Source organism: Streptosporangium sp. NBC_01639, assembly GCF_045209755.1.
Taxonomy (GTDB): domain Bacteria; phylum Actinomycetota; class Actinomycetes; order Streptosporangiales; family Streptosporangiaceae; genus Streptosporangium.
Genome location: NZ_CP109272.1, coordinates 15,144 through 35,496 on the forward strand (window position 1 = coordinate 15,144; position 20,353 = coordinate 35,496).

The 20,353-nt window shown below is 68.7% G+C and carries 23 protein-coding genes; 14 read left to right on the plus strand and 9 right to left on the minus strand.

The genetic code is table 11. The annotated features are described in order from the left end of the window. The first annotated feature begins 243 nt into the window (after positions 1 to 243). The gene (locus tag OHA77_RS00085) at positions 244 to 2,574 is read left to right on the plus strand and encodes a HelD family protein (protein ID WP_406315105.1); all 2,331 of its coding nucleotides are present in this window, start codon (positions 244 to 246) and stop codon (positions 2,572 to 2,574) included. Between the two features lie 66 nt (positions 2,575 to 2,640). Here the strand turns inward: OHA77_RS00085 and OHA77_RS00090 are convergent, their stop codons facing one another. Further along, positions 2,641 to 3,096: an HAD-IA family hydrolase gene (locus OHA77_RS00090; protein WP_406315107.1), complete on the minus strand. Its 456-nt coding sequence runs from the start codon at positions 3,094 to 3,096 to the stop codon at positions 2,641 to 2,643. A gap of 690 nt (positions 3,097 to 3,786) precedes the next feature. Here OHA77_RS00090 and OHA77_RS00095 point away from each other — a divergent pair. From OHA77_RS00095 to OHA77_RS00105, 3 genes are all read left to right on the plus strand, one after another. Further along, positions 3,787 to 4,869 carry a hypothetical protein gene (locus OHA77_RS00095; protein WP_406315109.1) on the plus strand — a complete coding sequence of 361 codons (1,083 nt, stop codon included), beginning with the start codon at positions 3,787 to 3,789 and terminating at the stop codon, positions 4,867 to 4,869. Next, positions 4,857 to 6,314: a hypothetical protein gene (locus OHA77_RS00100; protein ID WP_406315110.1), complete on the plus strand. Its 1,458-nt coding sequence runs from the start codon at positions 4,857 to 4,859 to the stop codon at positions 6,312 to 6,314. The genes OHA77_RS00095 and OHA77_RS00100 overlap by 13 nt, the downstream gene beginning before the upstream one ends. A gap of 269 nt (positions 6,315 to 6,583) precedes the next feature. Continuing rightward, positions 6,584 to 7,360 carry a VOC family protein gene (locus tag OHA77_RS00105; RefSeq protein WP_406315111.1) on the plus strand — a complete coding sequence of 259 codons (777 nt, stop codon included), beginning with the start codon at positions 6,584 to 6,586 and terminating at the stop codon, positions 7,358 to 7,360. A gap of 276 nt (positions 7,361 to 7,636) precedes the next feature. Here OHA77_RS00105 and OHA77_RS00110 read toward each other — a convergent pair whose 3' ends face one another. Continuing rightward, the gene (locus OHA77_RS00110) at positions 7,637 to 8,368 is read right to left on the minus strand and encodes an SDR family oxidoreductase (protein WP_406315113.1); all 732 of its coding nucleotides are present in this window, start codon (positions 8,366 to 8,368) and stop codon (positions 7,637 to 7,639) included. A gap of 96 nt (positions 8,369 to 8,464) precedes the next feature. Between OHA77_RS00110 and OHA77_RS00115 the strand changes: the two genes are divergently transcribed. From OHA77_RS00115 to OHA77_RS00125, 3 genes are all read left to right on the plus strand, one after another. After that, positions 8,465 to 9,313, plus strand: coding sequence for a LysR family transcriptional regulator (locus tag OHA77_RS00115; protein WP_406315115.1), 849 nt, complete (start codon positions 8,465 to 8,467; stop codon positions 9,311 to 9,313). A gap of 160 nt (positions 9,314 to 9,473) precedes the next feature. After that, the gene (locus tag OHA77_RS00120) at positions 9,474 to 9,560 is read left to right on the plus strand and encodes a hypothetical protein (RefSeq protein WP_326827104.1); all 87 of its coding nucleotides are present in this window, start codon (positions 9,474 to 9,476) and stop codon (positions 9,558 to 9,560) included. 19 nt (positions 9,561 to 9,579) lie between these two features. Further along, positions 9,580 to 10,059, plus strand: coding sequence for a protein-tyrosine phosphatase family protein (locus tag OHA77_RS00125; RefSeq protein ID WP_406315117.1), 480 nt, complete (start codon positions 9,580 to 9,582; stop codon positions 10,057 to 10,059). An 88-nt stretch (positions 10,060 to 10,147) separates the two neighbouring features. On the opposite strand, the gene OHA77_RS00130 is transcribed toward OHA77_RS00125, so the two are convergent. Next, positions 10,148 to 10,579, minus strand: a complete 432-nt coding sequence (locus tag OHA77_RS00130) for a hypothetical protein (protein ID WP_406315119.1) — start codon at positions 10,577 to 10,579, stop codon at positions 10,148 to 10,150. 258 nt (positions 10,580 to 10,837) lie between these two features. Here OHA77_RS00130 and OHA77_RS00135 point away from each other — a divergent pair, with 258 nt between their 5' ends. After that, positions 10,838 to 11,419, plus strand: coding sequence for an NADPH-dependent FMN reductase (locus tag OHA77_RS00135; protein WP_406315120.1), 582 nt, complete (start codon positions 10,838 to 10,840; stop codon positions 11,417 to 11,419). Between the two features lie 6 nt (positions 11,420 to 11,425). Next, positions 11,426 to 12,961, plus strand: a complete 1,536-nt coding sequence (locus tag OHA77_RS00140) for an MDR family MFS transporter (RefSeq protein ID WP_406315122.1) — start codon at positions 11,426 to 11,428, stop codon at positions 12,959 to 12,961. A gap of 199 nt (positions 12,962 to 13,160) precedes the next feature. Here OHA77_RS00140 and OHA77_RS00145 read toward each other — a convergent pair whose 3' ends face one another. Further along, positions 13,161 to 13,763, minus strand: coding sequence for a TetR/AcrR family transcriptional regulator (locus OHA77_RS00145; RefSeq protein WP_406315124.1), 603 nt, complete (start codon positions 13,761 to 13,763; stop codon positions 13,161 to 13,163). Between the two features lie 120 nt (positions 13,764 to 13,883). On the opposite strand from OHA77_RS00145, the gene OHA77_RS00150 reads away from it, so the two are divergent. Further along, the gene (locus OHA77_RS00150) at positions 13,884 to 14,876 is read left to right on the plus strand and encodes an aldo/keto reductase (RefSeq protein ID WP_406315125.1); all 993 of its coding nucleotides are present in this window, start codon (positions 13,884 to 13,886) and stop codon (positions 14,874 to 14,876) included. A 126-nt stretch (positions 14,877 to 15,002) separates the two neighbouring features. Here OHA77_RS00150 and OHA77_RS00155 read toward each other — a convergent pair whose 3' ends face one another. From OHA77_RS00155 to OHA77_RS00165, 3 genes are all read right to left on the minus strand, one after another. After that, positions 15,003 to 15,293, minus strand: a complete 291-nt coding sequence (locus tag OHA77_RS00155) for a hypothetical protein (protein ID WP_406315127.1) — start codon at positions 15,291 to 15,293, stop codon at positions 15,003 to 15,005. Next, positions 15,280 to 15,723 carry a cupin domain-containing protein gene (locus OHA77_RS00160; protein WP_406315129.1) on the minus strand — a complete coding sequence of 148 codons (444 nt, stop codon included), beginning with the start codon at positions 15,721 to 15,723 and terminating at the stop codon, positions 15,280 to 15,282. The genes OHA77_RS00155 and OHA77_RS00160 overlap by 14 nt, the downstream gene beginning before the upstream one ends. A gap of 534 nt (positions 15,724 to 16,257) precedes the next feature. Then, positions 16,258 to 16,491 (minus strand): zinc-ribbon domain-containing protein, encoded by a 234-nt coding sequence (locus OHA77_RS00165; protein ID WP_326823087.1) that lies wholly within the window; start codon positions 16,489 to 16,491, stop codon positions 16,258 to 16,260. Positions 16,492 to 16,723: 232 nt separating this feature from the next. Here OHA77_RS00165 and OHA77_RS00170 point away from each other — a divergent pair, with 232 nt between their 5' ends. Both OHA77_RS00170 and OHA77_RS00175 read left to right on the plus strand, forming a co-directional pair. Then, entirely contained in the window at positions 16,724 to 17,593 is an 870-nt protein-coding gene (locus OHA77_RS00170) for an SDR family oxidoreductase (protein ID WP_406315131.1), read from the plus strand. A gap of 142 nt (positions 17,594 to 17,735) precedes the next feature. Next, complete coding sequence (locus tag OHA77_RS00175; RefSeq protein ID WP_406315133.1) at positions 17,736 to 18,086, plus strand: PRC-barrel domain containing protein; 351 nt, start codon at positions 17,736 to 17,738, stop codon at positions 18,084 to 18,086. 41 nt (positions 18,087 to 18,127) lie between these two features. Here OHA77_RS00175 and OHA77_RS00180 read toward each other — a convergent pair whose 3' ends face one another. Next, positions 18,128 to 18,334, minus strand: a complete 207-nt coding sequence (locus OHA77_RS00180) for a DUF6069 family protein (protein WP_406319965.1) — start codon at positions 18,332 to 18,334, stop codon at positions 18,128 to 18,130. Between the two features lie 51 nt (positions 18,335 to 18,385). On the opposite strand from OHA77_RS00180, the gene OHA77_RS00185 reads away from it, so the two are divergent. Together OHA77_RS00185 and OHA77_RS00190 are read left to right on the plus strand one after the other, a co-directional pair. Beyond that, on the plus strand, positions 18,386 to 18,652 hold the full coding sequence (locus OHA77_RS00185) for a SpoIIE family protein phosphatase (protein ID WP_406315135.1): 267 nt from the start codon (positions 18,386 to 18,388) through the stop codon (positions 18,650 to 18,652). A 93-nt stretch (positions 18,653 to 18,745) separates the two neighbouring features. Further along, positions 18,746 to 19,231: a hypothetical protein gene (locus tag OHA77_RS00190; protein WP_406315136.1), complete on the plus strand. Its 486-nt coding sequence runs from the start codon at positions 18,746 to 18,748 to the stop codon at positions 19,229 to 19,231. Positions 19,232 to 19,335: 104 nt separating this feature from the next. On the opposite strand, the gene OHA77_RS00195 is transcribed toward OHA77_RS00190, so the two are convergent. Next, entirely contained in the window at positions 19,336 to 20,310 is a 975-nt protein-coding gene (locus OHA77_RS00195) for a LysR family transcriptional regulator (protein WP_406315138.1), read from the minus strand. Positions 20,311 to 20,353: the final 43 nt, after the last annotated feature.

The following is a 20,353-nucleotide window of genomic DNA, read 5'->3' on the forward strand; positions in this document are numbered from 1 at the left end:
AGTCGGGGCCGGCCGCGCTTGCCACGTACCGGCAGGGACGACCTGCAGCAGTGGGATGAGCGGGTGACGTCGTTGCGATTGCCGCCGGCGAGGAGGGCGGTCAGTGGGCCGTACGGCGGGCGACGCCAAGCCGGTGCACCGGCATCCGAGACGGTCTATACTCATTTCCTTAGCGCTATCGCGCAAAAAAGGAAACAATACCCCAACTAAAAGGATCGTATCAAGGAAATGCCGAGCCGTCAAGTGTCAAGCCCTCAAATCGAAGTCGAGCAGACTTACATCACCATGCTGTACTGCCACCTCGACGAGGCGCGTGAGCGGGCCGAGACCTCTCTGCAGGAGGCCCACCGCAGTCCCGGTGTCGGCACCGCTCGGGGCATGGTCGAGCGGGAGATGTTCTCCGGCGAATACGCCAGGCGCCTCGCCAGGCTCAATGGGGTGGAGCACGGCCTGTGCTTCGGCCGGATCGACGACTCCGGCGGCGAGACCCTCTATATCGGCAGGATCGGGTTGCGCGACGGCGACGGCGAGCCGGTCCTGATCGACTGGCGGGCCCCTGCCGCTCGCCCGTTCTACACCGCCACGCCCGGCAACCCGGGTTCGCTGGTACGGCGTCGCCACCTGCACACCCGCAGCCGGACCGTGGTCGGCGTCGACGACGAGGTGTTCGACCTCGATCGGATGAGCGACGCCGACCGCCGTTCGCTGGTCGGGGAGGCGGCGCTCCTGGCGACGCTGCGCCGGGCGAGGACCGGCAAGATGAGCGAGGTGGTGGCCACCATCCAGACCGAGCAGGACCGCGTGATCCGCTCGGGCCTGCATGGGACTCTCGTGGTCCAGGGCGGTCCTGGCACCGGTAAGACGGTTGCCGCGCTGCACCGCGCCGCCTACCTGCTCTACACGCACAGGGACGTCCTGGAGCGCAGGGGCGTCCTGATCATCGGGCCCAACGACCTGTTCTCCCGCTACATCGAGCAGGTGCTGCCCTCCCTCGGTGAGAGCGACGTGGTGATGACCACGCTCGGGCGGCTCTATCCGGGCATCGCGGCGATGGCAGAGGATGGCCCGTCTCAGGCTGTGATCAAGGGCGGCCTGCGGATGGTCGAGGTGATGGCGGGAGCCGTACAAGATCGGCAGCGGGTCCCCAAGGGGGACCTCGAGGTCAAGATCCCCGCTCGGACGTCGGTGCGCGGCGGCAAGGAAGTCGTGGTCGACTGGACGACGCTCCGCGTGGACCACGGCACCTGCGTGATCGCCCGCGACCGCGCCCGTGGACTGCGCCGCCCGCACAATGAGGCCCGGCACGTGTTCGTACTCGACATGCTGCGGGCGCTGGCCACCGCCGAGGCCGAGCAGTACGAGCGGCTGACGGATGAGGAGGAACTGGGGGTGGTGCTGCCTGAAGACGGCGACTCGTGGCTGGCGTTGCCGCCGGACGAGGAGGAGATGCGGATCGACAAGGAGGAGGCATTGCGGGAGGCGTGCCGGGTGCTGTGGGAGCAGCCGACGGTACGGCAGGCGATGGACGAGCTATGGCCGATCCTCACCCCGGAGCAACTGGTCGGCGAACTGCTGGCCGACTGGGAGGCGATGCTCTCGGCGGGTCTGGACGCCGGTGAGGCCGGGGAGTTGCTGCGTCCACCGGATGCGCCGTGGACGGTGGGTGACGTGCCGCTGCTCGACGAGGCCGCCGAGCTGCTCGGCTCCAACCTGACCGGCGATCAGGAGCGAGATCGGGCCAACGCCGCCGAGCGGCGCGACGAACAGGCCTACGCCCGGGATGTGCTGATCTACAACAACGACTTCGAGATCCTGGACGAGGCTGGGGCGAGGCTCAGTGACCTGCTGGACCTCGACACCCTGGCCGAACGCCACCACGACCGCGGCCCGGCCCTGACCACCGCCCAGCGCGCAGCCGCCGACCGGACATGGGTCTACGGTCACGTGATCATCGACGAGGCCCAGGAGCTGTCGGCGATGGCCTGGCGTTCGGTCATGCGGCGCATCCCGACCCGCTCACTGACCGTGGTCGGCGACATTGCCCAGACGGGATCGGCGGCGGGCGCCCGCACCTGGGAAGAGGTGCTGGCTCCCTATACCGAGGACCGCTGGCGCGAGGAGCGACTGATGATCAATTATCGGACCCCGGCCGAGATCATGGACGTGGCCGCCGACGTTCTGCGCGCCGTGGCTCCTGACCAGGTCCCCCCGCAGTCGGTCCGTACCGGCGAGACTCCGCCTCGCGCCATCCGTCAGACGCCACTCGGGTTCGCGGACGTGGTGGAGTCCGAGCTCACCGCGATCGGCGAAGGGCGGCTGGCCGTCATCGTTCCCGACGCACGTCGTACCGGGTTCGCCGAGGTCGATCTCGAGGCGCCGGTGGTGGTGCTCACCGTGACCCAATCCAAGGGGCTGGAGTTCGACGCCGTCGTGGTCGTGGCTCCTGACGAGATCCTCGCCCAGTCACCCAAGGGAGGTCACGATCTCTACGTGGCGATCACCCGAGCCACCAGGCGTCTTGCCGTGGTGCACGAAGCGGAACTACCTGACATGCTCGCCAAACTCACCCGGTGACGGCTCTGGGAACGGGGCGGGGCGACGTGATCGCCGGGCAGGTCGTACAGTCGGGCGGACGACCGATCATGATGTGCACGAGGGGCACGGCAAGTCCAGCAGGGCAGCCACCCGGTGCGCGGTGCCGGGCCCGTCGGCGAGGACGGTGCTGATACCCAGCGTCTGGGCCGGAGGGAGATTGGCCGCGGTGTCGTCCACGAACACGCACTCGCCGGCCGTCAGACCCATCCGCTCCAACGCCACCTCGTAGATCCTCGGGTCCGGTTTCGCGATGCCTTCGACCTCGCTGATCACGTGGTGGTCGAACAGGTCCCACACGCCGGTCGCGGTGTAGGGGTCGTAGGGATCGCGGCCGTAGGAGTTGGACAGCAACGCCACCCTGAGCCCGGCCTGGCGGGCCTGGCAGGCGAGCGCGACCATCGACGGTTCGGCGTACACCTCGGCGTGCGCGCGCCCCATGAGGTTGTCCGGCTCCACTCCCAGCAGCATGGCGGTGGCCGCGTTCCACTCCGCCTGGGTCATGCGCCCCAACTCCAAGTCCACATACCGGGATCGGCCGACGGGATGGCCACCCAGCGCATTCGTCCAGGCGTCGACAGACAGGCCCTGGCTGACACACCAGGCATGGATAGGGGCCCTCAGAGGGATCGTCATCACTCCGGCGAAGTCCAAGATCAAGCCTCGATACGGCAACGTACCTCCATATATGGTCCGGCTGTACACCTTTTGAAGGACCGTACCTGGCGGCCGGCGCCTGTTCCAGCCGAGAGCAATGGATCGACCCGGTTGGACGTGATGCTCAACCGGGCAGGTCCGCGAGGATCAGAGCCGAAGCCGCACTGCAAACCATCGACCGAAGCCGCGCTGTCGAGCATCAGCCGAGGTAGGACACTCTCACGGTCACCAAGACGCCCGTTGGCCTCAATGGGACCGCCCCGCTACCGGACGCCGTGTTCGGCGGTCCTGCGGCGTACCCGTCAGGAAGACGCGCTGCGGGCCAGGGTCATGGCGTGGGCCAGGACCGGTTGTTCCTCACCCAGCCGGTGTCGCCCTCCCCCATCGCGCGGCTGATGAGCCCGCACCTCATTGTGTGTAGGTGTGAGCATCCCGGCCACCTCCCTCTGTCCGGACCGTTACTGGCTCCACTCCCTCATGGATGGCACGCTGAGGAGGCCGCCCGGGGGTTGAGGGGTGGAGAGTGAGGGACGGAGCATGGTTGACGCGCGCTTACGTTTCCTGGCCGCACTGATCATGGGGTTCCTCCTCGCACCGCTGCTGGCGGCCTTCCCCGCGCGAGCCGACGACCGGGTCGTCTGTGGCATCAAGATCAGATTGACGACTGGATCCGACGGTATCCGCGACGAGTCCTTGCTGATCGTCCGGCTCGGCGGATCGGGCGGTGTCAGAACGGGTGAATCATTCGTTTTCGATGGCGGATTCGGTTACCACAGCGGCGGCACCGGTGACCTGCCCGACACCACTTTCACCTGGACCGCACGCCTGCCCCGGTGCGTCAGCGACTCGGCGCTCTGGCGCGGCTTCGAATTCGAGCATGTCAGCACCGTCGGCGGCGACATCGGCGCCGACAACTGGACGCTGATGGGCTTGACCATCACCGATCTGATGGACGACGACCGCGTCTACTACCACCGGCCGCCGGAGAAGGGCCCGATCTACCGGTTCAAGGTGAATGCGAGCCCGATCTGGAACACCGTCTTCCGCGATCAAGGCCACATTTGCCGGGTCCTGGTGACCGTGCACACCGGCGCGGACGGCATCGAGGACGGCTCCACCGAGGTGATCACCCTGGGTGGCCAGGAGCTGATCTTCGAGAACGCCGACAGCGACTCCGACCTGGACGGCTACCGTTACGTGGACTCAGACGACGGCATAACCGACCTGGACACCGACGCCGTCTATGTCTCCCTGCCGCCCGGCCACACCTTCCACAACGACCACGACCAGGTGTGGCAGGGCCCGGCCGTACTGCCCGAGGATCCGCCGCCCGCGCCCGGGCTGGACACCGACGGGGACGGCCTGGCCGACCTGGTGGAGCTCAACGGCATCCCCAAGGGGGATGGCACGTTGGACACCTGGCTGCCCGATCACGGCGCCGACCCCTGTCGCAAGACGATCGCGGTCGAGATCGACTGGCTGACCGTCACGTCCGGCCCTTCCGACCAGCCCCGCCCGGCGGCGCTGAACGAGGCCCGCCACATGTTCGCCACCGCCCCCGCCCTGCCCCCGCCGCCTGCCCGTACGGCTGGCCGCCCAGCGGCGGCGTGCAGCTGCTGACCGACGTCTCCACCCCCATCGTGGTCAGCGCCGAGGAGCGCGTTCGCCCTCTGGACGACCCCGGCGCCGAGGCCGACCGGCTGAACTGCCCGGCCGAGGCCGCCGTCAAGTCCCGGTTCTGCTTGCTGCGGACGGCCAACTTCCCGGCCTGGCGGATGGGCTTCTTCCATTACAGCCTGTGGGGCTTCTCCCACGACGGCACCGACTCCAGCGGCCTCTGCTGCTTCGGCCCCAGGGGCAACGACATCATTGTCAGCGTCGGCAAGGGGTGGGCCTACTGCGTCAGCGTGGCCAACGAGCCCACCTGCCCACGCGCCGCCGAGGAAGCTCCCGAGCCGGGCATCGGCAGAGCCGAGTCCGACCAGGTGGCCGCGGAGCTGTTCGACGCCCTCGCCGGGCTGAGCGCGCCTACGCCTCCGGCCACGCCCCGCTGGGGCTTCGCCTACGTCAACCTGGCCACCGTCGACGAGGCGCCGATCGGCGTGGAGACCCCGCTCCACCCCGGCCCGCAGTGGACCACAGGTGCGGCCGGACGACTGACCACGGTGACCCACCTCGCCACCGGTCGTTACCTGGTGCGCCTTCCAGGGATCGGCGCCACGCGGGGGATCGCGCACGCCACCGCGTACCGGACCAACAACCGGGGCCGCACCTGTGGTGTGGAGGACTACCGGCAGGACGGCTCCGGCGAACTGCTCACCGTGCGCTGCTTCGACGAGCACGGCGCCCCTGCCGACTGGTGGTCCCAGGTGTTCTTCACCGCTCCCGTCGCCGGAACCGCCCCGGTGGCGACCGTACGGTACGGGGGCTCGGGAAACCTGGACTCGGCGCTCAACAGCGGGACCTTCAACTCCGACCGCCAGGTCAACCGGGTGCTCCGGGAGAGCACCGGCGTCTACCGGGTCGTCCTGACCGGCGCGCCCTTCACCCGCGGCACCGGCCACATCCAGGTCACTCCGTACGGGACGGGGGATCCCGCCCGCTGCGCCGCCGCGGGCACCCGGCCGCTGGCCGAAGGGCTTGAAGTCACCGTGACCTGTCACGAGATCCCGACCGGGCTGCCACGCGACTCCGGTTTCCTGCTCTCCCACGTGGACGGAGTGGGCCTGCACGGCGACACCGCCACCCCCGCCACCTACACGCGGATCACCGGCGACCCCGCCGCGCCCACCGTGGACGCCGCCCGCTCGCACAGCTCGGCCGGCGAGACGCCTGCCGTCAGCCGCCTCGGCCTCGGCTGGTATCGCCTGAACTGGGCCGGCGGCGGAAAGCTGTTCGGCAACGTGCAGGTGACCGCGACCGGCGGCAGCGGCAGGTACTGCCAACTGGGCACGGTCTCCGACTACCACGCGCCGCCGGCGCTGGGTATCGATGTCTACTGCAGTACCCTCGCAGGGCAGCGTGGGGACGCCGGCTTCGGGGTGATCTACACGCGCCGTCCCTGAACGTCCTCACCGAACGACGGGTGGTCAAACGGGACGGCCTCCACCAGGGCGTCCCCGGGCGCTTGGCGATGGTGAAGGACCGAGCACCCGGAGCGGCTGCGGCGAGTCAACCGTCCGCTGTCCTGATCGCGGGCCACGCGCCGGAAGCGTCGCCTTCCGACTCATGTGCGTTGGTGTCTCAGTCCTCGATCGGGCTAATGTTGCTTCCGTCATGCGCCAGGCGGACGTGCTCTGTCTGCGCCGGTGAGTCGGCAGATTTGAGACGCGGGATGACCTCTCAGCTTGTCGCGCTCTGCTTCGGTGCGAACGACCCGCTCCGTCTCGCGCGCTTCTGGGCGGGAGTCCTAGGCTGGGAGACGGCCGACGACCCCCACGACGGCATCGCGCTCCTGCCGAGCGATGACACCGGGTTCCGGATCCGATGTCTTCCGACCCAGGAGAAGAAGACCGGCCAGAACCAGATGCACTTCGATCTGACGAGCACATCCCTGGAGGACCAGCAGCAGACGGTGGCGAGATCGCTCGGACTCGGTGCGCGGCACATCGACATCGGGCAACGCCCGGAGGAGGGTCATGTGGTGCTCGCCGACCCTGAAGGCAATGAGTTCTGCGTCATCGGGCCGGGCAACGACTTCCTTGCTGACTGCGGATTCATCGGAGCGCTCGCGTGCGACGGTTCGCAGGACGTCGGATACTTCTGGAGCGAAGCACTGGGCTGGCCGTTGGTCTGGGACCAGGACCAGGAGACTGCGATCCGCTCACCGCACGGCGGTCCGAAGATCACGTGGGGCGGTCCGCCGCTCATGCCGAAGACAGGGAGGAACAGGCTGCACTTCGACCTCGCTCCACCTGTGCACGGTGATCAGCAAACAGAGGTCGACCGTCTCGTCTCCCTCGGGGCGACTCGAATCGACATCGGCCGGCGCAGGGTCGGTCGGGTGGCGATGGCCGATCCCGACGGCAATGAGTTCTGTGTGTTGCCCCCGGATAGCGTGACCAGACCCGGGGGCGGCGCGCCTCCGATCCAACCCGCCGACGCGGTGTGATGCCGGCGGCGCCGCGTTCGTGACTCACCCTGCCCAGTAGGGGTGGGCAAAGGCCGACACGACGGTCGCAATCGAAGAGCCGTCAACGTGACTCGTGGCCAGGTCGTTCAGCTCGCTCACGTCTCTGAAATCGTCAGACCAGACCTCGGTGTGGAGGCGCCGACGTGAGCGGTGCCACGGTCATCGCCCTGCTCACCATGGTGCTGACGATCGCCGGGATGATCCGGCGCCGGCAGAGCCGCCGTCTCAGCCGGCGGGTGATGACCGCCGTGCACATCACCAGGGCACTACGCCGGCGTCCTCGAAGAACATGCCGGTCGGGCCGTCATCGGGCAGGGTCGCGAGTTTGATGGCGATCGCCGCCCCCTGTTCGGGGGTGCGCACACCGCGGAAACCGTTGAGGTCGGTCGCGACGAAGCCGGGGCAGCCGGCGTTGATCAGGATGTTCGTGCCGCTCAACTCCCGGGCGTACTGGAGGGTGACGGCATTCAGGAATGTCTTCGACGGCGCGTACGCCGCGGCCACCGGACCCGTCGTCTGCTCACCGGCGGTTCCTGATTGCTGGGCGAGGGAGCCGACGCTACTGGACATGTTCACGACCCGCGGTGAGGCAGAGCGGCGCAGCAGCGGCATCATCGCGTTGGTGACGCGGATGACGCCGATCACATTGGTCTCCACGACCGTCCGGATAGTGGCGGGATCGACCCGGGTGGGCTCCTGTGGCATGCCACCGGTGATTGCGGCGTTGTTGACGAGCACGTCGAGGTGCCCGGCCTGCTCCTCGATCAGCCGTGCGGCGGCGGTCACGCTCGCGTCGTCGGTCACGTCCAGCGGTACGCCGAACGCGTCGACGCCGGCCGCGCGCAGCTTCTCCACCGCAGCCTTACGGCGCTGATCGTCGCGAGCGCCGACGCCGACGCTCCAGCCGAGGGCGCCCAGGCCCGCGGCGATCTCGTACCCGATTCCCTTGTTCGCGCCGGTGACCAGCGCAATCGTCTGTTCGCTCATGGGAACAATGCTGGCCCGGACCCTGGCGAGGCGTCCAACACCGATCAGGTGAGCATCGATACCGCTCAGGTATCGATGCCGGGATAACATGGCTGCGTGGAGACCCGGGAGCTGCGATACTTCGTCGCTGTCGCTGAAGAGCTGCACTTCGGGCGCGCCGCGCAGCGGCTCGGGATCGCACAGCCGCCTTTGTCACGAGCGATCCAGCAGCTCGAACGCCGCCTTGGGGCAGCACTGCTGGACCGGACCAGTCGCACCGTCACGCTGACCGAGGCCGGCTCGGTGCTGTTGGCCGAGGGCCGGGCGGCCCTCGGCGCGGTCGACGCCGCCGAGCGCCGGACCCGCCGCGCCGCTCTCGCCGCGACCGGCCGTCCCGGCCTGGTCCTGGCCACGAAAGCCGGCGCGTCCAGGGAACTGCTGGCGAAGCTGCTCGACGCCTACGCCGCCGAACCCGGCGCGGTCCCCGTCGACGTCACCCTGTGCGGCCCGGCCGAGCAGGAACGACTCCTGCGCGAGGGCCGGGCCGACGTGGCGCTGCTGCACCGGCCGTTCGACTCGACGGCCGGGTTCCACACCGAAGAGCTCAGCACGGAGAGCCAGGTTGTGGTCCTGCCGGCCGGGCATCCACTCACCATCCGGGCCCACGTGCACATGGCCGACATCATCGCGCTGCCAGGCCTGCCCCTGCCACGCTGGCCCGACCCCGACGGCACCTACTCGCCCGGTCCCGGCCCGCAGGTCCGCGACCACGCGCAGCTGCTGCAGCTGATCGCGCTCGGCCGCGCTTGCGCGATCTCACCGGAGTCGTGCCGAGCCCAACTGCACGGGGACCTCGCCGCCGTGCCCGTGCTGGACGCGCCGACGGTCACCACCGTGATCGCCTGGCCACCGCACAGCCGGTCCAGAGCCGTCGCCGACCTCATCCGGACTGCGACACGTCTCTAGCCTCACCGCTCCGAGTGCGGGCGGTGAGAACCACCATGTCGTACGGGCGGCGCCCTCGTCTCGGCCACCGGGGACAGGCATGCCGTGATCCTGCTCGTCATCCACCGACGACATGACCAGCTGCTACTCGGCGGTAATGCGGAGACGCCGCATCTACTGTATGCCTGACGTGTGCGGCAACCGGCTCAATGTCGCCAACCACCGCGCACGGCACCGGCTGGACAGCGCCCCCAGTGAGACGCGGTAAAAGACACAAGGAGAACCCGATGCGAGACCCCGGAGACAGCGCAACAGCCGGCCCGGCCGGCATGCCGCCGCTCGCAGGCGCCCTCCGACTCCCGGATGGATCCTGGATCCGCGGCCGCGGCCTGCGCCATCCGCTGCCGGAGGGCCCGATGCCCGACTTCGGCCTGTATCTCGGCTCAGACCGGCTCCGCCGTCGCCATGGAAGCGAGCTGCGGTGGCCCCGCACATGGATCCAGTGGCCCGACTTCCTGCTGCCCCGCGACCACGATCTGGCCGTGCAGCACATCCGCGCGCTGCACGAGCGGGCGCGGGCGGGCACCGCGGTGGAGGTCGCCTGCGGGGGCGGCGTCGGCCGCACCGGCACGGTCGTCGCCTGCCTTGCCGTCCTGGCCGGCCTCGACCCGGCCGACGCCGTCGCCTGGACGCGCGAGCACCATCACCACCGGGCCATCGAGACCCCGTGGCAGCGCCGCTGGGTGCTGCGCTTCCCAACGGATTAGTCTCCGCCGCCATTCCGGAGACTCGCCTGCCCGGCGAGACCTTGCCATTGCAGGTCGCAGCCTTCCGCGCGACGCGGTGAACCGCCCGTCAGCCCTCTGTGCTCGCGGGGTTTCCGCCAGCCGCCGGCCGCTCGCGGGCTCCGACCAGCCGGCCACCGAGAGCTGTGCGGTCGTCATGCTGGGGTCTGAACTCCACCAGCACGCCGGCGCGAAGTTCATCACCGAGCACCTGAGCCACGGAGTCCGTCACATCCGCAGCCAGGCGCGCGACGATCTGCGGGCCGTCCGGCCGGGTCAGGGCGACCTCGCGAATGCCGAAAGAGACGATCGGAGGAGGGTTGTCAACGGCGTGTCCACCCACGCCCCAGCGTCCCGCAGGCAATGCAAGCAGTTGGACGACGATCAGCTCGCGGGCCCACTCCCCGTAGATTCGCGCGACGGTGTCCGTAAGCGTGCTGATGAGCACGGACTCGCGTCCGACGAGTTGCTCCTCCATGGCATAAACGGTCAAATGCGGCATTACGCCCTCCCGTGGCGAACGTGGTTGAGATCAATCTACCTTTGCTAATAAATATAATTTAAACATATAGATGTCAACCGAGCCGACGGTCGACCACGATGGTCTGTGCGATGCCTCGCCGGTGACCACGTACTTGCCGGCGGACATGTCGTAGATCTCTTCCTCGCTCACTAATACGACGTATCAAAAATAGACAACGTACACACTCTTGTGTACGTTGTATCGCGACAGATACGCCGTACACAGCTAAGAGGCATCATGCTCAACATCGCGGTCATTCTCGGCAGCACCCGTGACGGACGTTTCGGCCCCGCCGTGGCGAACTGGGTCATGGACCACCTGGACCAGCGCGACGACATGTGCGCCGACCTGATCGACCTGATCGAAACCCCGCTGCCGACCGTCTTCCCGGTGCTCGGACAGCCGCCCGCCACTCAGGAGGACAGGGATCTGCTGGCGGCTGTCTCGCCGCGCCTGGCGGCGGCCGACGCCTTCGTCATCGTGACCCCCGAGTACAACCACAGCTTCCCGGCGGCGCTGAAGAACGCCATCGACTGGCACAGCACCGAGTGGCACGCCAAGCCCGTCGCGTTCGTCTCCTACGGCGCCTTCTCCGCCGGACTGCGCGCCGTCGAGCAACTGCGGCTCGTCCTGGCCGAACTGCACGCCGTCACCATCCGCGACAGCGTCGGCCTGCAGCACCCCTGGGCGCAGCTCGACGGCGACGGCAAGGCCGTGGACCCGGCCGCCGACGCCGCCGCCAAGGTCATGCTGGACCGGCTCGCCTGGTGGGCGCACTCACTGCGCGAAGCCAGGACCGCCCGCCCCTATGCCGCCTGAACCGCCATGACACGTCTTGGTGTCTTCGGACTGCTCACCGGCATGTTCCTGGCCATGCTCGACGGCCTGATCGTGGGCACCGCGCTGCCCACGATCGCCGGCGAGCTCGGCGGCCTGAACCTGCTGCCCTGGGTGGTGACCGCGTACATGCTCGCCGCCGCAGCCACCACCCCCATCTGGGGCAAGCTCGGCGACCTGTTCGGCCGCAAGGCCACCTTCATCACCTCCATCACGTTCTTCCTGGCCGGGTCCGCGCTCTGCGGCCTGGCCCAGGACATGGCCCAGCTCATCGCCTTCCGCGCCGTGCAGGGCCTCGGCGCGGGCGGGCTCATGGTCGGCGCGCTGGCCATCATCGGCGTCCTGGTCCCGCCCCGTGAGAGCGGCCGGCTGCAGTCGATGATCGGCGTCATCATGCCGGTCGCCTACGTCGGCGGGCCACTGCTGGGCGGCCTGCTCACCGACTACTTCAGCTGGCGCTGGACCTTCTACGTCAACCTGCCCCTCGGCGCCCTCGCCCTGCTGCTCATCGTCACCCGCATCCATCTGCCACCCGCCGAGCGTCACCGCCCCCGCATCGACTACGCCGGAGCGGCCCTGCTGACCATCGCCATCGTGGCCCTGACCCTGCTGGCGGGTGGCACCTCATGGACCCTCGGCGCGATCGGGCTGCTCGCCCTGGCCGCCTTCGTGGCCGTGGAACGCCGTACGGCGGAGCCGATCATCCCACCCCGGCTGTTCACCGACCGCAACTTCACCCTCGCCCAGGCCCTCAGCTTCCTGGTCGGCGCGGTGATGCTCACCGTGACCAACTACCTGCCGCAGTACATGCAGCTCGTCCAAGGATCCTCCCCGGCGGCCAGCGGCATGCTGCTGCTCCCGCTGATGTTCGGCATGCTCGGCGCCCAGCTGGTCACCGGCCGCCTCATCAGCGCGAACGGCCGCTACCGGGTCTATCCCATCCTGGGCGGAGCCCTCATGATCGCGGGCGCGTCGGCCCTGTTCCGGCTCGACACCGACACGCCCGCCGCCCTCGCCTCGGCACTCACCCTCCTCATCGGAGCGGGAATGGGCCTGGTCATGCAGAGCACCACCCTGATCACCATGAACAGCGCCGATCCGCGCGACATGGGCGCCGCCAGCGGCACGCTCACCCTGCTGCGCACCATCGGCGGATCGGTGGGCATCGCCCTGCTGGGCACCCTGTACGCCACTCGCATGCACACCGACCTGGCCGCCCACCTGGGACCGGCCGCCGCCGACCGGCTGACCGAAGGAGGCGAGCTCACGCCCGCGCTCCTGCCGAGCCTGCCTGCCCAGGCGGCTGACGCCGTCCGGCTGGCCGTCACCAGCGGCCTGCACGTCACCCTCATCGGCGCCACCGTACTCTCCGTGATCGCCTTCGCCGTCTCCTGGCTCATCCGCGAGATCCCCCTCCGCGGCGGCCCCACGCCACAGACCACCCCCCCAGTGCCTTCCGAGCGCAATCCGCCCGACGAAGTGGACGGGCGCTCACCTGAAGTCCAGCGGGATCCATCGAGATGACGGAACGGGACAAGAACATGCGCGTGATGATCCGCGACAAAGTCAGGACCGATTCAGTGGACCGGAGCATGGAACCGCTCCGCGCCGTCCACGACGGCCTGGCGACGGTCCGCCCTCACGGGTCGAGATGGCCACCTTCATCAGGTCCTGCCAGCGATCCTTGTCCTGGTCGTCGGCCCCGCCAGAGACGGGGACGGCGTCACAGGCGGTCGGGGTGCGAGGTGCCCGCGCCGCGGAGCAGGGTGTCCACGACGAGCGTCGCGAGGGCGTCGGTGTCCTGCCCGTCCCTGTTCTGTGCGGCCTCGTGAATGAGGGCGTAGTAGACCCGACGAGTCCATGAAATGTCGACGTCGGCACGCAGAATGCCGGACTCCCCCGCCCGGCGGAACAACCGTTCGCACGTGTCCCGTACATCGCTGTGGACGCGCGCGACCTCCGGGTTGGCCGAGGAGCCCCGGCTCATCGCGAATCCCCAGCTGGCCTTGATGCCGAGGACGTTCGCGGTCGTCTGGTAGAGGGCGACCAGCGGCGGGGCCGTGTCCGGGTGGGCGGCGTCCACCGCCGCGGCGAACCGCTGGGCGGCCCACACCGCCAGGGCGTCGATGAGTGCTTCGCGGGTGGCGAAGCGCCGGTGCACGGTGGTGCGGGCGACGCCGGCGGCTTCCGCGATCTGTTCCATCGTGGCCGCGGGATCTCTGCTGAGGGTGCGTTCGGCCGCCTCCAGGATCGCCGTCATCGTCCGTTCGGCGTCCGCGCGCAGTGGCCGACCGCCGGTGGGTATCGACTGCCGCTGTGTCTTCACGGGAAAAGCATACGGCAGCGTCACCATTCGCCGCAGAGTTGCATCATTCATGTATCAAGTTGTAGCTTCATCGCATCCTGCTTGATGCGACTAGCGATGCGCTCTGAAAGGTTGGAACACGTGGAGTACACCCGCCTCGGCCGCAGCGGCCTTTCGGTGTCCCGGCTCGTCCTCGGCACCATGAACTTCGGGTCACGAACGTCCGAAGAGGACAGCCGCGAGATCATGGACCGCGCGCACGAGCACGGCATCAACTTCTTCGACACGGCCGACGTGTACGGCGCGCAGCAGGGCGAAGGCGCCACCGAACAGATCCTCGGCCAATGGTTCGCCCAGGGCGGCGGTCGGCGCGACAAGACCGTCCTCGCCACCAAGGTCTACCTTCCGATGGGGAGCCGGCCCAACGACAACGGGTTGTCCGCGCTGCACATCCGGCGCGCGTGCGAGGCGTCACTCAAGCGCCTGCAGACCGACTACATCGACCTGTACCAGATGCACCACATCGACCGGCGCACCCCGTGGGACGAGATCTGGGAGGCGTTCAGCGTCCTTCACCAGCAGGGAAAGGTGCTCTACTTCGGCTCGTCCAACTTCGCCGGCTGGCACATCGCACAGGCGCAGGAGGCCGCGCGGTCCCGGCACTTCCTCGGGCTGGTCAGCGAACAGTCGATCTACAACCTGATGTCGCGCTGGGCCGAGCTGGAGGTGCTGCCCGCCGCGCGGCACTACGGGGTGGGCGTGATCCCGTGGTCGCCGCTGCACGGCGGAGTGCTCAGCGGCGTCCTGCGCAAGCAGCGTGAGGGGGTCGCCGCCCGTAGCGGCTCGGGACTCTGGGCCGCCGCGTTCGCCGAGCACCAGGAATCCGTCGAGGCGTATGAGAAGTTGTGCGCCGAGATCGGCGAGGACCCGGCCCACGTCGGACTGGCGTGGCTGCTCGCGCAGGACGGGGTGACCGGACCGATCGTCGGGCCGCGGACGGTCGAGCAGCTCGACGGCTCGCTGCGCGCCCTGCAGATCACGCTCGACGACGGCACGCTCGCCAAGCTGGACGAGCTCTTCCCGCCGCCTGCGCCCAACGGGGCCAAGCCGGCGCCCGAGGCGTACGCCTGGTGATCACGCCGGACACCGATCGCCACGACACCCGGCGACGGCGCCCGGCGTGTCGAAGGTGCCGTACCGCGGCTCCCGCGCCAACCACCCAGGACGGAAGTGCCGTGCGCTTCGCCGACGGGCGGGCGGTCACTCGCCGGGCGGGAAGTCGGTGGAGGCGGCCAGGTCACCCTGACTCTCGAAGTCCGCGACGCGCTTACGCAGCGTGGACAGCGTGGTGTCCAGGGCCTGGGAGCCGAGCACCATCCGCAGGGGCGCGGGGGCGGCGTCGACGCTTTCGATGATTTTCGCGGCCATGCGGGCGGGGTCGCCGGGGACGAGACCGCCGGTGGTCAGCTCGGGATCGGTCTCCGCCAGGGTCGATACACGGCCCGGGAACAGCGCTTCGTGGTTGCGGCATGCGGCGTCACTGATCGCCATCGACGTCCCTCCTGACCGGGTGCGAGCTGCGGGGAGCCTGGTATTCGGTGTCGGTGACCTTGTCGCCCCACACGGTCTCGGGACCACCGTCCGGGCCCGGGCTCTCCCACAGGGCCAGGTGCTCCATGAAGCTGTCGGGAGCGGCACCGTGCCAGTGCTCCTCGCCGGGCGGGGTGTAGATCGTGTCCCCGGGCCGGGCCTCGATGATCCCGCTGCCGCGCGACTGGATCAGCGCGATGCCCGAGACGATGTGCAGTGTCTGCCCGAGGGCGTGGGAGTGCCAGTCGGTGCGGGCGCACGGTGAGAACCGCACCAGGTTGGCGCGCATCCGGGACGGCTCCTGCCCGGCGTAGATGACGTCCCACCACACGTCGCCGGTGAACCAGTCGGCCGGGGCCTTACTGGTGGGCTGCCGCTTGAGGATCTCCATGATTTCTCTTCCTTGACGATCAACTGTGATCACGAACCACCGCTCTACGGGCAGACGAGGACCTTGGGCGCCTCACGTATGAACGCTGCTCGCATATCGTTGTCCTCGCATGTCGTCGCTGGTCAATGCCCTACCCCGCCCGGGCCGGCCAGGGTTTCTCGGGGCTCATCTCCAGCAAACGTTCTTTTGCCCGTTCCCGGCAGTGCCTGTCGTTCCAGGTAACGCCAGTGCCTGCTTCACCGCCGGGGCGTCGCCTGCTGTACGTTCGGCCGTTTCCTGGCCCGCCGCGTGCTCTCCGGCACCCTCGGCCGCCTGATCAGAGGGCACGCGCGCGAGACGGCGGACCAGGTGGGCGCGCTGGGCCTCGGTTGGGCCGCGAGGGTGGGCCTTTCGATCGGGCTCCCGGCCCGCCACGCGGCGCCGTACAGGATGCCGCACGCGTTCCCCGTGCCATCGGTGGCGACTCGGGTCGTCTCCAACGCTTCCCGGTGCCGAACATCCGGGAGACCGGCCGGCCGACGAGGCAAGCACCTGTCAGCGGGCCGTCAGCCGGTTGGCCTCTCCCCTGGAAATCTCATAAGACGCTGCACAGAAGGTGCACTGCGTCCCGTATCTCGTCCGCACAGGAAACAGCGGAATGAAGAACAACGTGAACTTGGTGGTCCGCTTGACGAGCATCTGAGCCGCCGTGTTGCCGCAGTTGCGGCAGACGGCGGTCATCACGCCGAGTTGGTGAAGGACCGTGCGGAAACCGAAAAGAAGGAACATCACTCTCACCTACCCCACCCGGGCGGAATACTTCCAGACCGGCCGGACGGCGTCCGGTCAGGCGCCACCGCATCGTCTACGACGAGCACCGCGCCTGGCACGCCCGGATCAGTGCCGTTGTCTGACGCGCGGCCCTGAGGCTGTCTTCGGGATCTCCAGGCCGTGGTGCGTGCTCATCAGCACGCCATCAGGGCAAGACGACATTCATAAACGCTACGAAAGGGATCCGTTCATGACCAGCACACCCGATCACGCCGGTCCGGATATCGCGGTCACGGGGGCGACCGGCCGCCTCGGCGGCCGCATCGCCAGGCGCCTGGCCGCAGCCGGAATCCCGCAGCTCATGGTGGTGCCGCAGCCCGAACGGGCCCCTCAGCTACCCGGAGCCGTGGCCGTCCGCGGTCGCTTCGGCGATCCCGACGTGGCCGAAGCACTTCAGGGCGTCGATCGGCTCTTCATGGTCTCGGCCTCGGAGGCACCCGACCGGTTGCGGCAGCACAAGGCGTTCGTGGACGCCGCCGTGCAGGCGGAGGTCGGCCACCTGGTCTACCTGTCGTTCTTTCGCGCCGCCCCCGACGCCACCTTCACCCTGGCCAGGGACCACTGGGCGACCGAGGAGTACATCAGGGCCAGCGGACTGCCCTTCACCTTCCTGCGTGACAACCTCTACGCCGACTTCATGCCCGCCCTCGTCGGCCCGGACGACATCGTCCGCGGCCCGGCAGGGCAGGGCAGGGCGGCCGTCGTGGCCCAGGACGACATCGCCGACGCCGCCGTCGCCGTCCTCGGCAACGCCCCAGAGCACGCCGGTTCCACCTATGACCTGACCGGCCCGCAGTCCCTCACCCTGGAGGCGATCGCCGCGATCCTGTCCGAGAACACCGGCTCCACCATCACCTATCAACCCGAAACGGTGGAGGAGGCCTATCGGTCCCGAGCCTCCTACGGTGCCCCGCAGTGGCAGATCGACGCCTGGGTGTCGACCTACACCGCCATCGAGGCCGGTGAGCTCGACGGCGTCAGTGACGCCGTACCGCGCCTGACCGGCCACGCCGCAACACCCCTCGCCGAGGTCGTCCGCGCCGGATCCGGCCGAGGTTAGATGTACGGCTGCCACTCCCCCACCGCGCGTACCCGTCGACCGTGCACGTGACGACTTCCTCGGGTTCCAACCGATGGTTCGTTTACCGTACGTGTCGTGGGTAGAACGGTGAGTGACGTACCTTCGCAGCCAAGGAGGACACATGACGGAGAACATCTGGAGTTATCGTCCCGAGGCCTACAGCGGCGAGCAGACGCTCGGCCTCGTCGGATTCGACGTGGAGGCCACCGACGGCAAAATCGGTTCGGTGGACGAGGAAAGCGATGCGGTCGGCGACAGCTACATCGTCGTCGACACCGGTTTCTGGATCTTCGGCAAGAAGGTCGTGCTGCCGGCAGGCACCGTGATTCGGGTCGACCCCCAGGAGCGCAAGGTTTACATCTCGCGCACCAAGGAGGAGATCAAACAGGCGCCGGAGTTCGACGAGGCGACCTACCGGGAGCCCGACTACCGCGACAGGCTCAGTGACTACTACGGCGCCGGCACCTGGTAGTCGTTGACCGTTGATGAGCCCCTCCCCGCCCGGGGAGGGGCTCATTTCGTGTTGGGGCGCGGGTAAGGACATGGTCTTCCTGCCAGGGCCCCGACACCGAGCATCGGTACGAAGGAGATCAGCAGCACCGAGCCGGAGATCACGCTCCAGCTGGTTCCGGCCCGGCGGGTGTATCGCTCCAGTACGGCGAGCGCACCCCGGCCGAGCGGAGACGCCCGTGACCGCGCCGGAACCGACGATGAACTCAGTGACGAGGCCGGTGCTCACAACTACTCGCCTCACCGGTTGCAGCGTCAGCAATGGCCATAAACTATCGAAAAACGACGAGCACGCAGCACCTCGGCTTCATCGATCGGCGGTTGTTCGGCGAGGAGCGCCTGCACAGGCTACTGGCCGACTGCGGCGACCTGGATGCCTCAGCCATCGTGGAGCGCATCGGCGAAGCCGTTCTGGCCCACTGCGAAGGCGACTCCGCCGACGACATCGCCCTGCTGGCCCTACGCGTCCCCGTCATCAGGCCGGCGGCCGGCAATTCGCGCTCCTTGCCGGCGAGGCCGAATACCTGACGGCCGCTTCGGTGAACGGGCCTGTCGCGAAATCACGATCGACGACATGGACGAGCCCGAGACATCGACCCCAGCACCGGGTCATCATGGAGCATGAAACGGGTAGTGATCCTCGGTCGTGGCGGCGCGGGCAAATCGACCCTCGCCCGCCGCCTGGGCGACGTGGCGAAGCTGCCCGTCATCGAACTGGACACGCTGTTCTGGGAGCCCGGTCTCACCGCGACGGATCCCGGCCGGTGGGCGGCTCGTCAACAAGAACTGGTTCAGCAGGACGCCTGGATCCTCGATGGCGACCTTGGACCCTACGACGCCCTCGACGTGCGTCTCCGGAGGGCCGACACCATCATCGTGCTGGACTTCTTCTTTCCTCGATGTGCCTGGCGGGCGATCCGGCGGGGCCGCGAACGTGCCGACTTCTGGCGCTGGGTCTGGGCCTACCGGCGCCGCAGCCTCCCCCGCGTGATGCGGGCGATCGCCACGCACGCTCCGCACGCGGACACCCACCTGTTGCGCGACCCCCGCGCGGTCCGGCACTTCCTCACCCGGCTTTCCAGAGACGACCAGGCCCGCAACCGATAGCCGTCCCGAGAACCAGATGACTACTCACAACCCTCTCGGAGATCCGCCGACGATCGGCTGATCGGCCTGGTGGTCCTCAGCGGCGCGGAGCCGGAGACCGGCGGCTACATCGGCGAGAAAGAGCGCTGAGGCAGGGGCTGTGGCATCGAGGCCATCCGCCTGATCTGCCGCTCAGGTAGCCAATCGCGGAGGGGATCGTATTCCAGCCAGCGGTTGCGCTCCGCCTCTTCCACGAAGGCGCTCACCAGGATGTCCAGCGGCAGATGGCCGTCGTTGTCGCGCCAGAGCAGGGACCAGGCGTAGAGGGGCGTGGGGCCGACCAGCGGGACGGAGCGGATCGCTGGGTGAGCCGGGAGGGGTACGTCCGCGGGCAGCAGGCTGAAGCGGCGCGGGTCGACTACCAGGTCGGCCAGGAAGTGGTCCAGCCCCAGGTTGGTGCCCTCGGCGCGGTCGTGGATACCGAAGGCCTCGGCGAAGCGGTGGAGAAAGTCCAGACGGTGGAGCGGTCCCGGGGTCCACAGCACGCTGTCCCGCAGCTGCGCAGGCCGGATCGCCGGCGCGTGCGCCAACGGGTGTTCCGTACTGAAGATCACATCCACCGGCTCCAGCCGGACCAGACGGTGCGTCAGCCCGGCGGGCAACGGCGCGTGGACGCGGCCGAAAGCGGCGTCCATGTCGCCGTGCAGCAGCGCCGCGATCACTGAGGACAGGTCACGGCCATGCCCCGGTTCCAGCCGCGGCTCGCGGATCGCCACCTGCGCCAGCGTGCGCATGGGTGCGTACAGGTGACCCCACACATCGATCCGCAGCGGACGGTGCGCATCCAGTACCGCTGCCACGGCCCGGTCCGCGGCGGCCAATGCCTGCCGGGCAGGCTCAAGGAAACGCTCCCCGGCCTCGGTGAGCCGGACCCCCTGGCCGCCACGGTCGAACAGGTGCCTGCCGAGCGTGGACTCCAGGCGGGCGACGCGTTTGGACAGCGCCTGCTGGGAGATCGCCAGGTCTTCGGCCGCATGGCCGAAATGCAGTTCTGTGGCGGCCAGCACGAACGCGCGCACCTGCGCCAGGTCGAGATCCACCCCTGCCACCTTAGGCGACAACCAATGGTTGTCAGCCACTCGT

Coding starts and splice junctions, on each gene's coding strand:
- OHA77_RS00090 (WP_406315107.1), bottom strand. CDS start 3,096: ATGACCCAGGCGGAGTGGAACGCGGCCACCGCCATGCTGCTGGGAGTG.
- OHA77_RS00095 (WP_406315109.1), top strand. CDS start 3,787: ATGGTTGACGCGCGCTTACGTTTCCTGGCCGCACTGATCATGGGGTTC.
- OHA77_RS00105 (WP_406315111.1), top strand. CDS start 6,584: ATGACCTCTCAGCTTGTCGCGCTCTGCTTCGGTGCGAACGACCCGCTC.
- OHA77_RS00110 (WP_406315113.1), bottom strand. CDS start 8,368: ATGAGCGAACAGACGATTGCGCTGGTCACCGGCGCGAACAAGGGAATC.
- OHA77_RS00120 (WP_326827104.1), top strand. CDS start 9,474: ATGCCTGACGTGTGCGGCAACCGGCTCAATGTCGCCAACCACCGCGCA.
- OHA77_RS00125 (WP_406315117.1), top strand. CDS start 9,580: ATGCGAGACCCCGGAGACAGCGCAACAGCCGGCCCGGCCGGCATGCCG.
- OHA77_RS00130 (WP_406315119.1), bottom strand. CDS start 10,579: ATGCCGCATTTGACCGTTTATGCCATGGAGGAGCAACTCGTCGGACGC.
- OHA77_RS00135 (WP_406315120.1), top strand. CDS start 10,838: ATGCTCAACATCGCGGTCATTCTCGGCAGCACCCGTGACGGACGTTTC.
- OHA77_RS00140 (WP_406315122.1), top strand. CDS start 11,426: ATGACACGTCTTGGTGTCTTCGGACTGCTCACCGGCATGTTCCTGGCC.
- OHA77_RS00155 (WP_406315127.1), bottom strand. CDS start 15,293: ATGGCGATCAGTGACGCCGCATGCCGCAACCACGAAGCGCTGTTCCCG.
- OHA77_RS00160 (WP_406315129.1), bottom strand. CDS start 15,723: ATGGAGATCCTCAAGCGGCAGCCCACCAGTAAGGCCCCGGCCGACTGG.
- OHA77_RS00165 (WP_326823087.1), bottom strand. CDS start 16,491: ATGTTCCTTCTTTTCGGTTTCCGCACGGTCCTTCACCAACTCGGCGTG.
- OHA77_RS00170 (WP_406315131.1), top strand. CDS start 16,724: ATGACCAGCACACCCGATCACGCCGGTCCGGATATCGCGGTCACGGGG.
- OHA77_RS00175 (WP_406315133.1), top strand. CDS start 17,736: ATGACGGAGAACATCTGGAGTTATCGTCCCGAGGCCTACAGCGGCGAG.
- OHA77_RS00185 (WP_406315135.1), top strand. CDS start 18,386: ATGGCCATAAACTATCGAAAAACGACGAGCACGCAGCACCTCGGCTTC.
- OHA77_RS00190 (WP_406315136.1), top strand. CDS start 18,746: ATGAAACGGGTAGTGATCCTCGGTCGTGGCGGCGCGGGCAAATCGACC.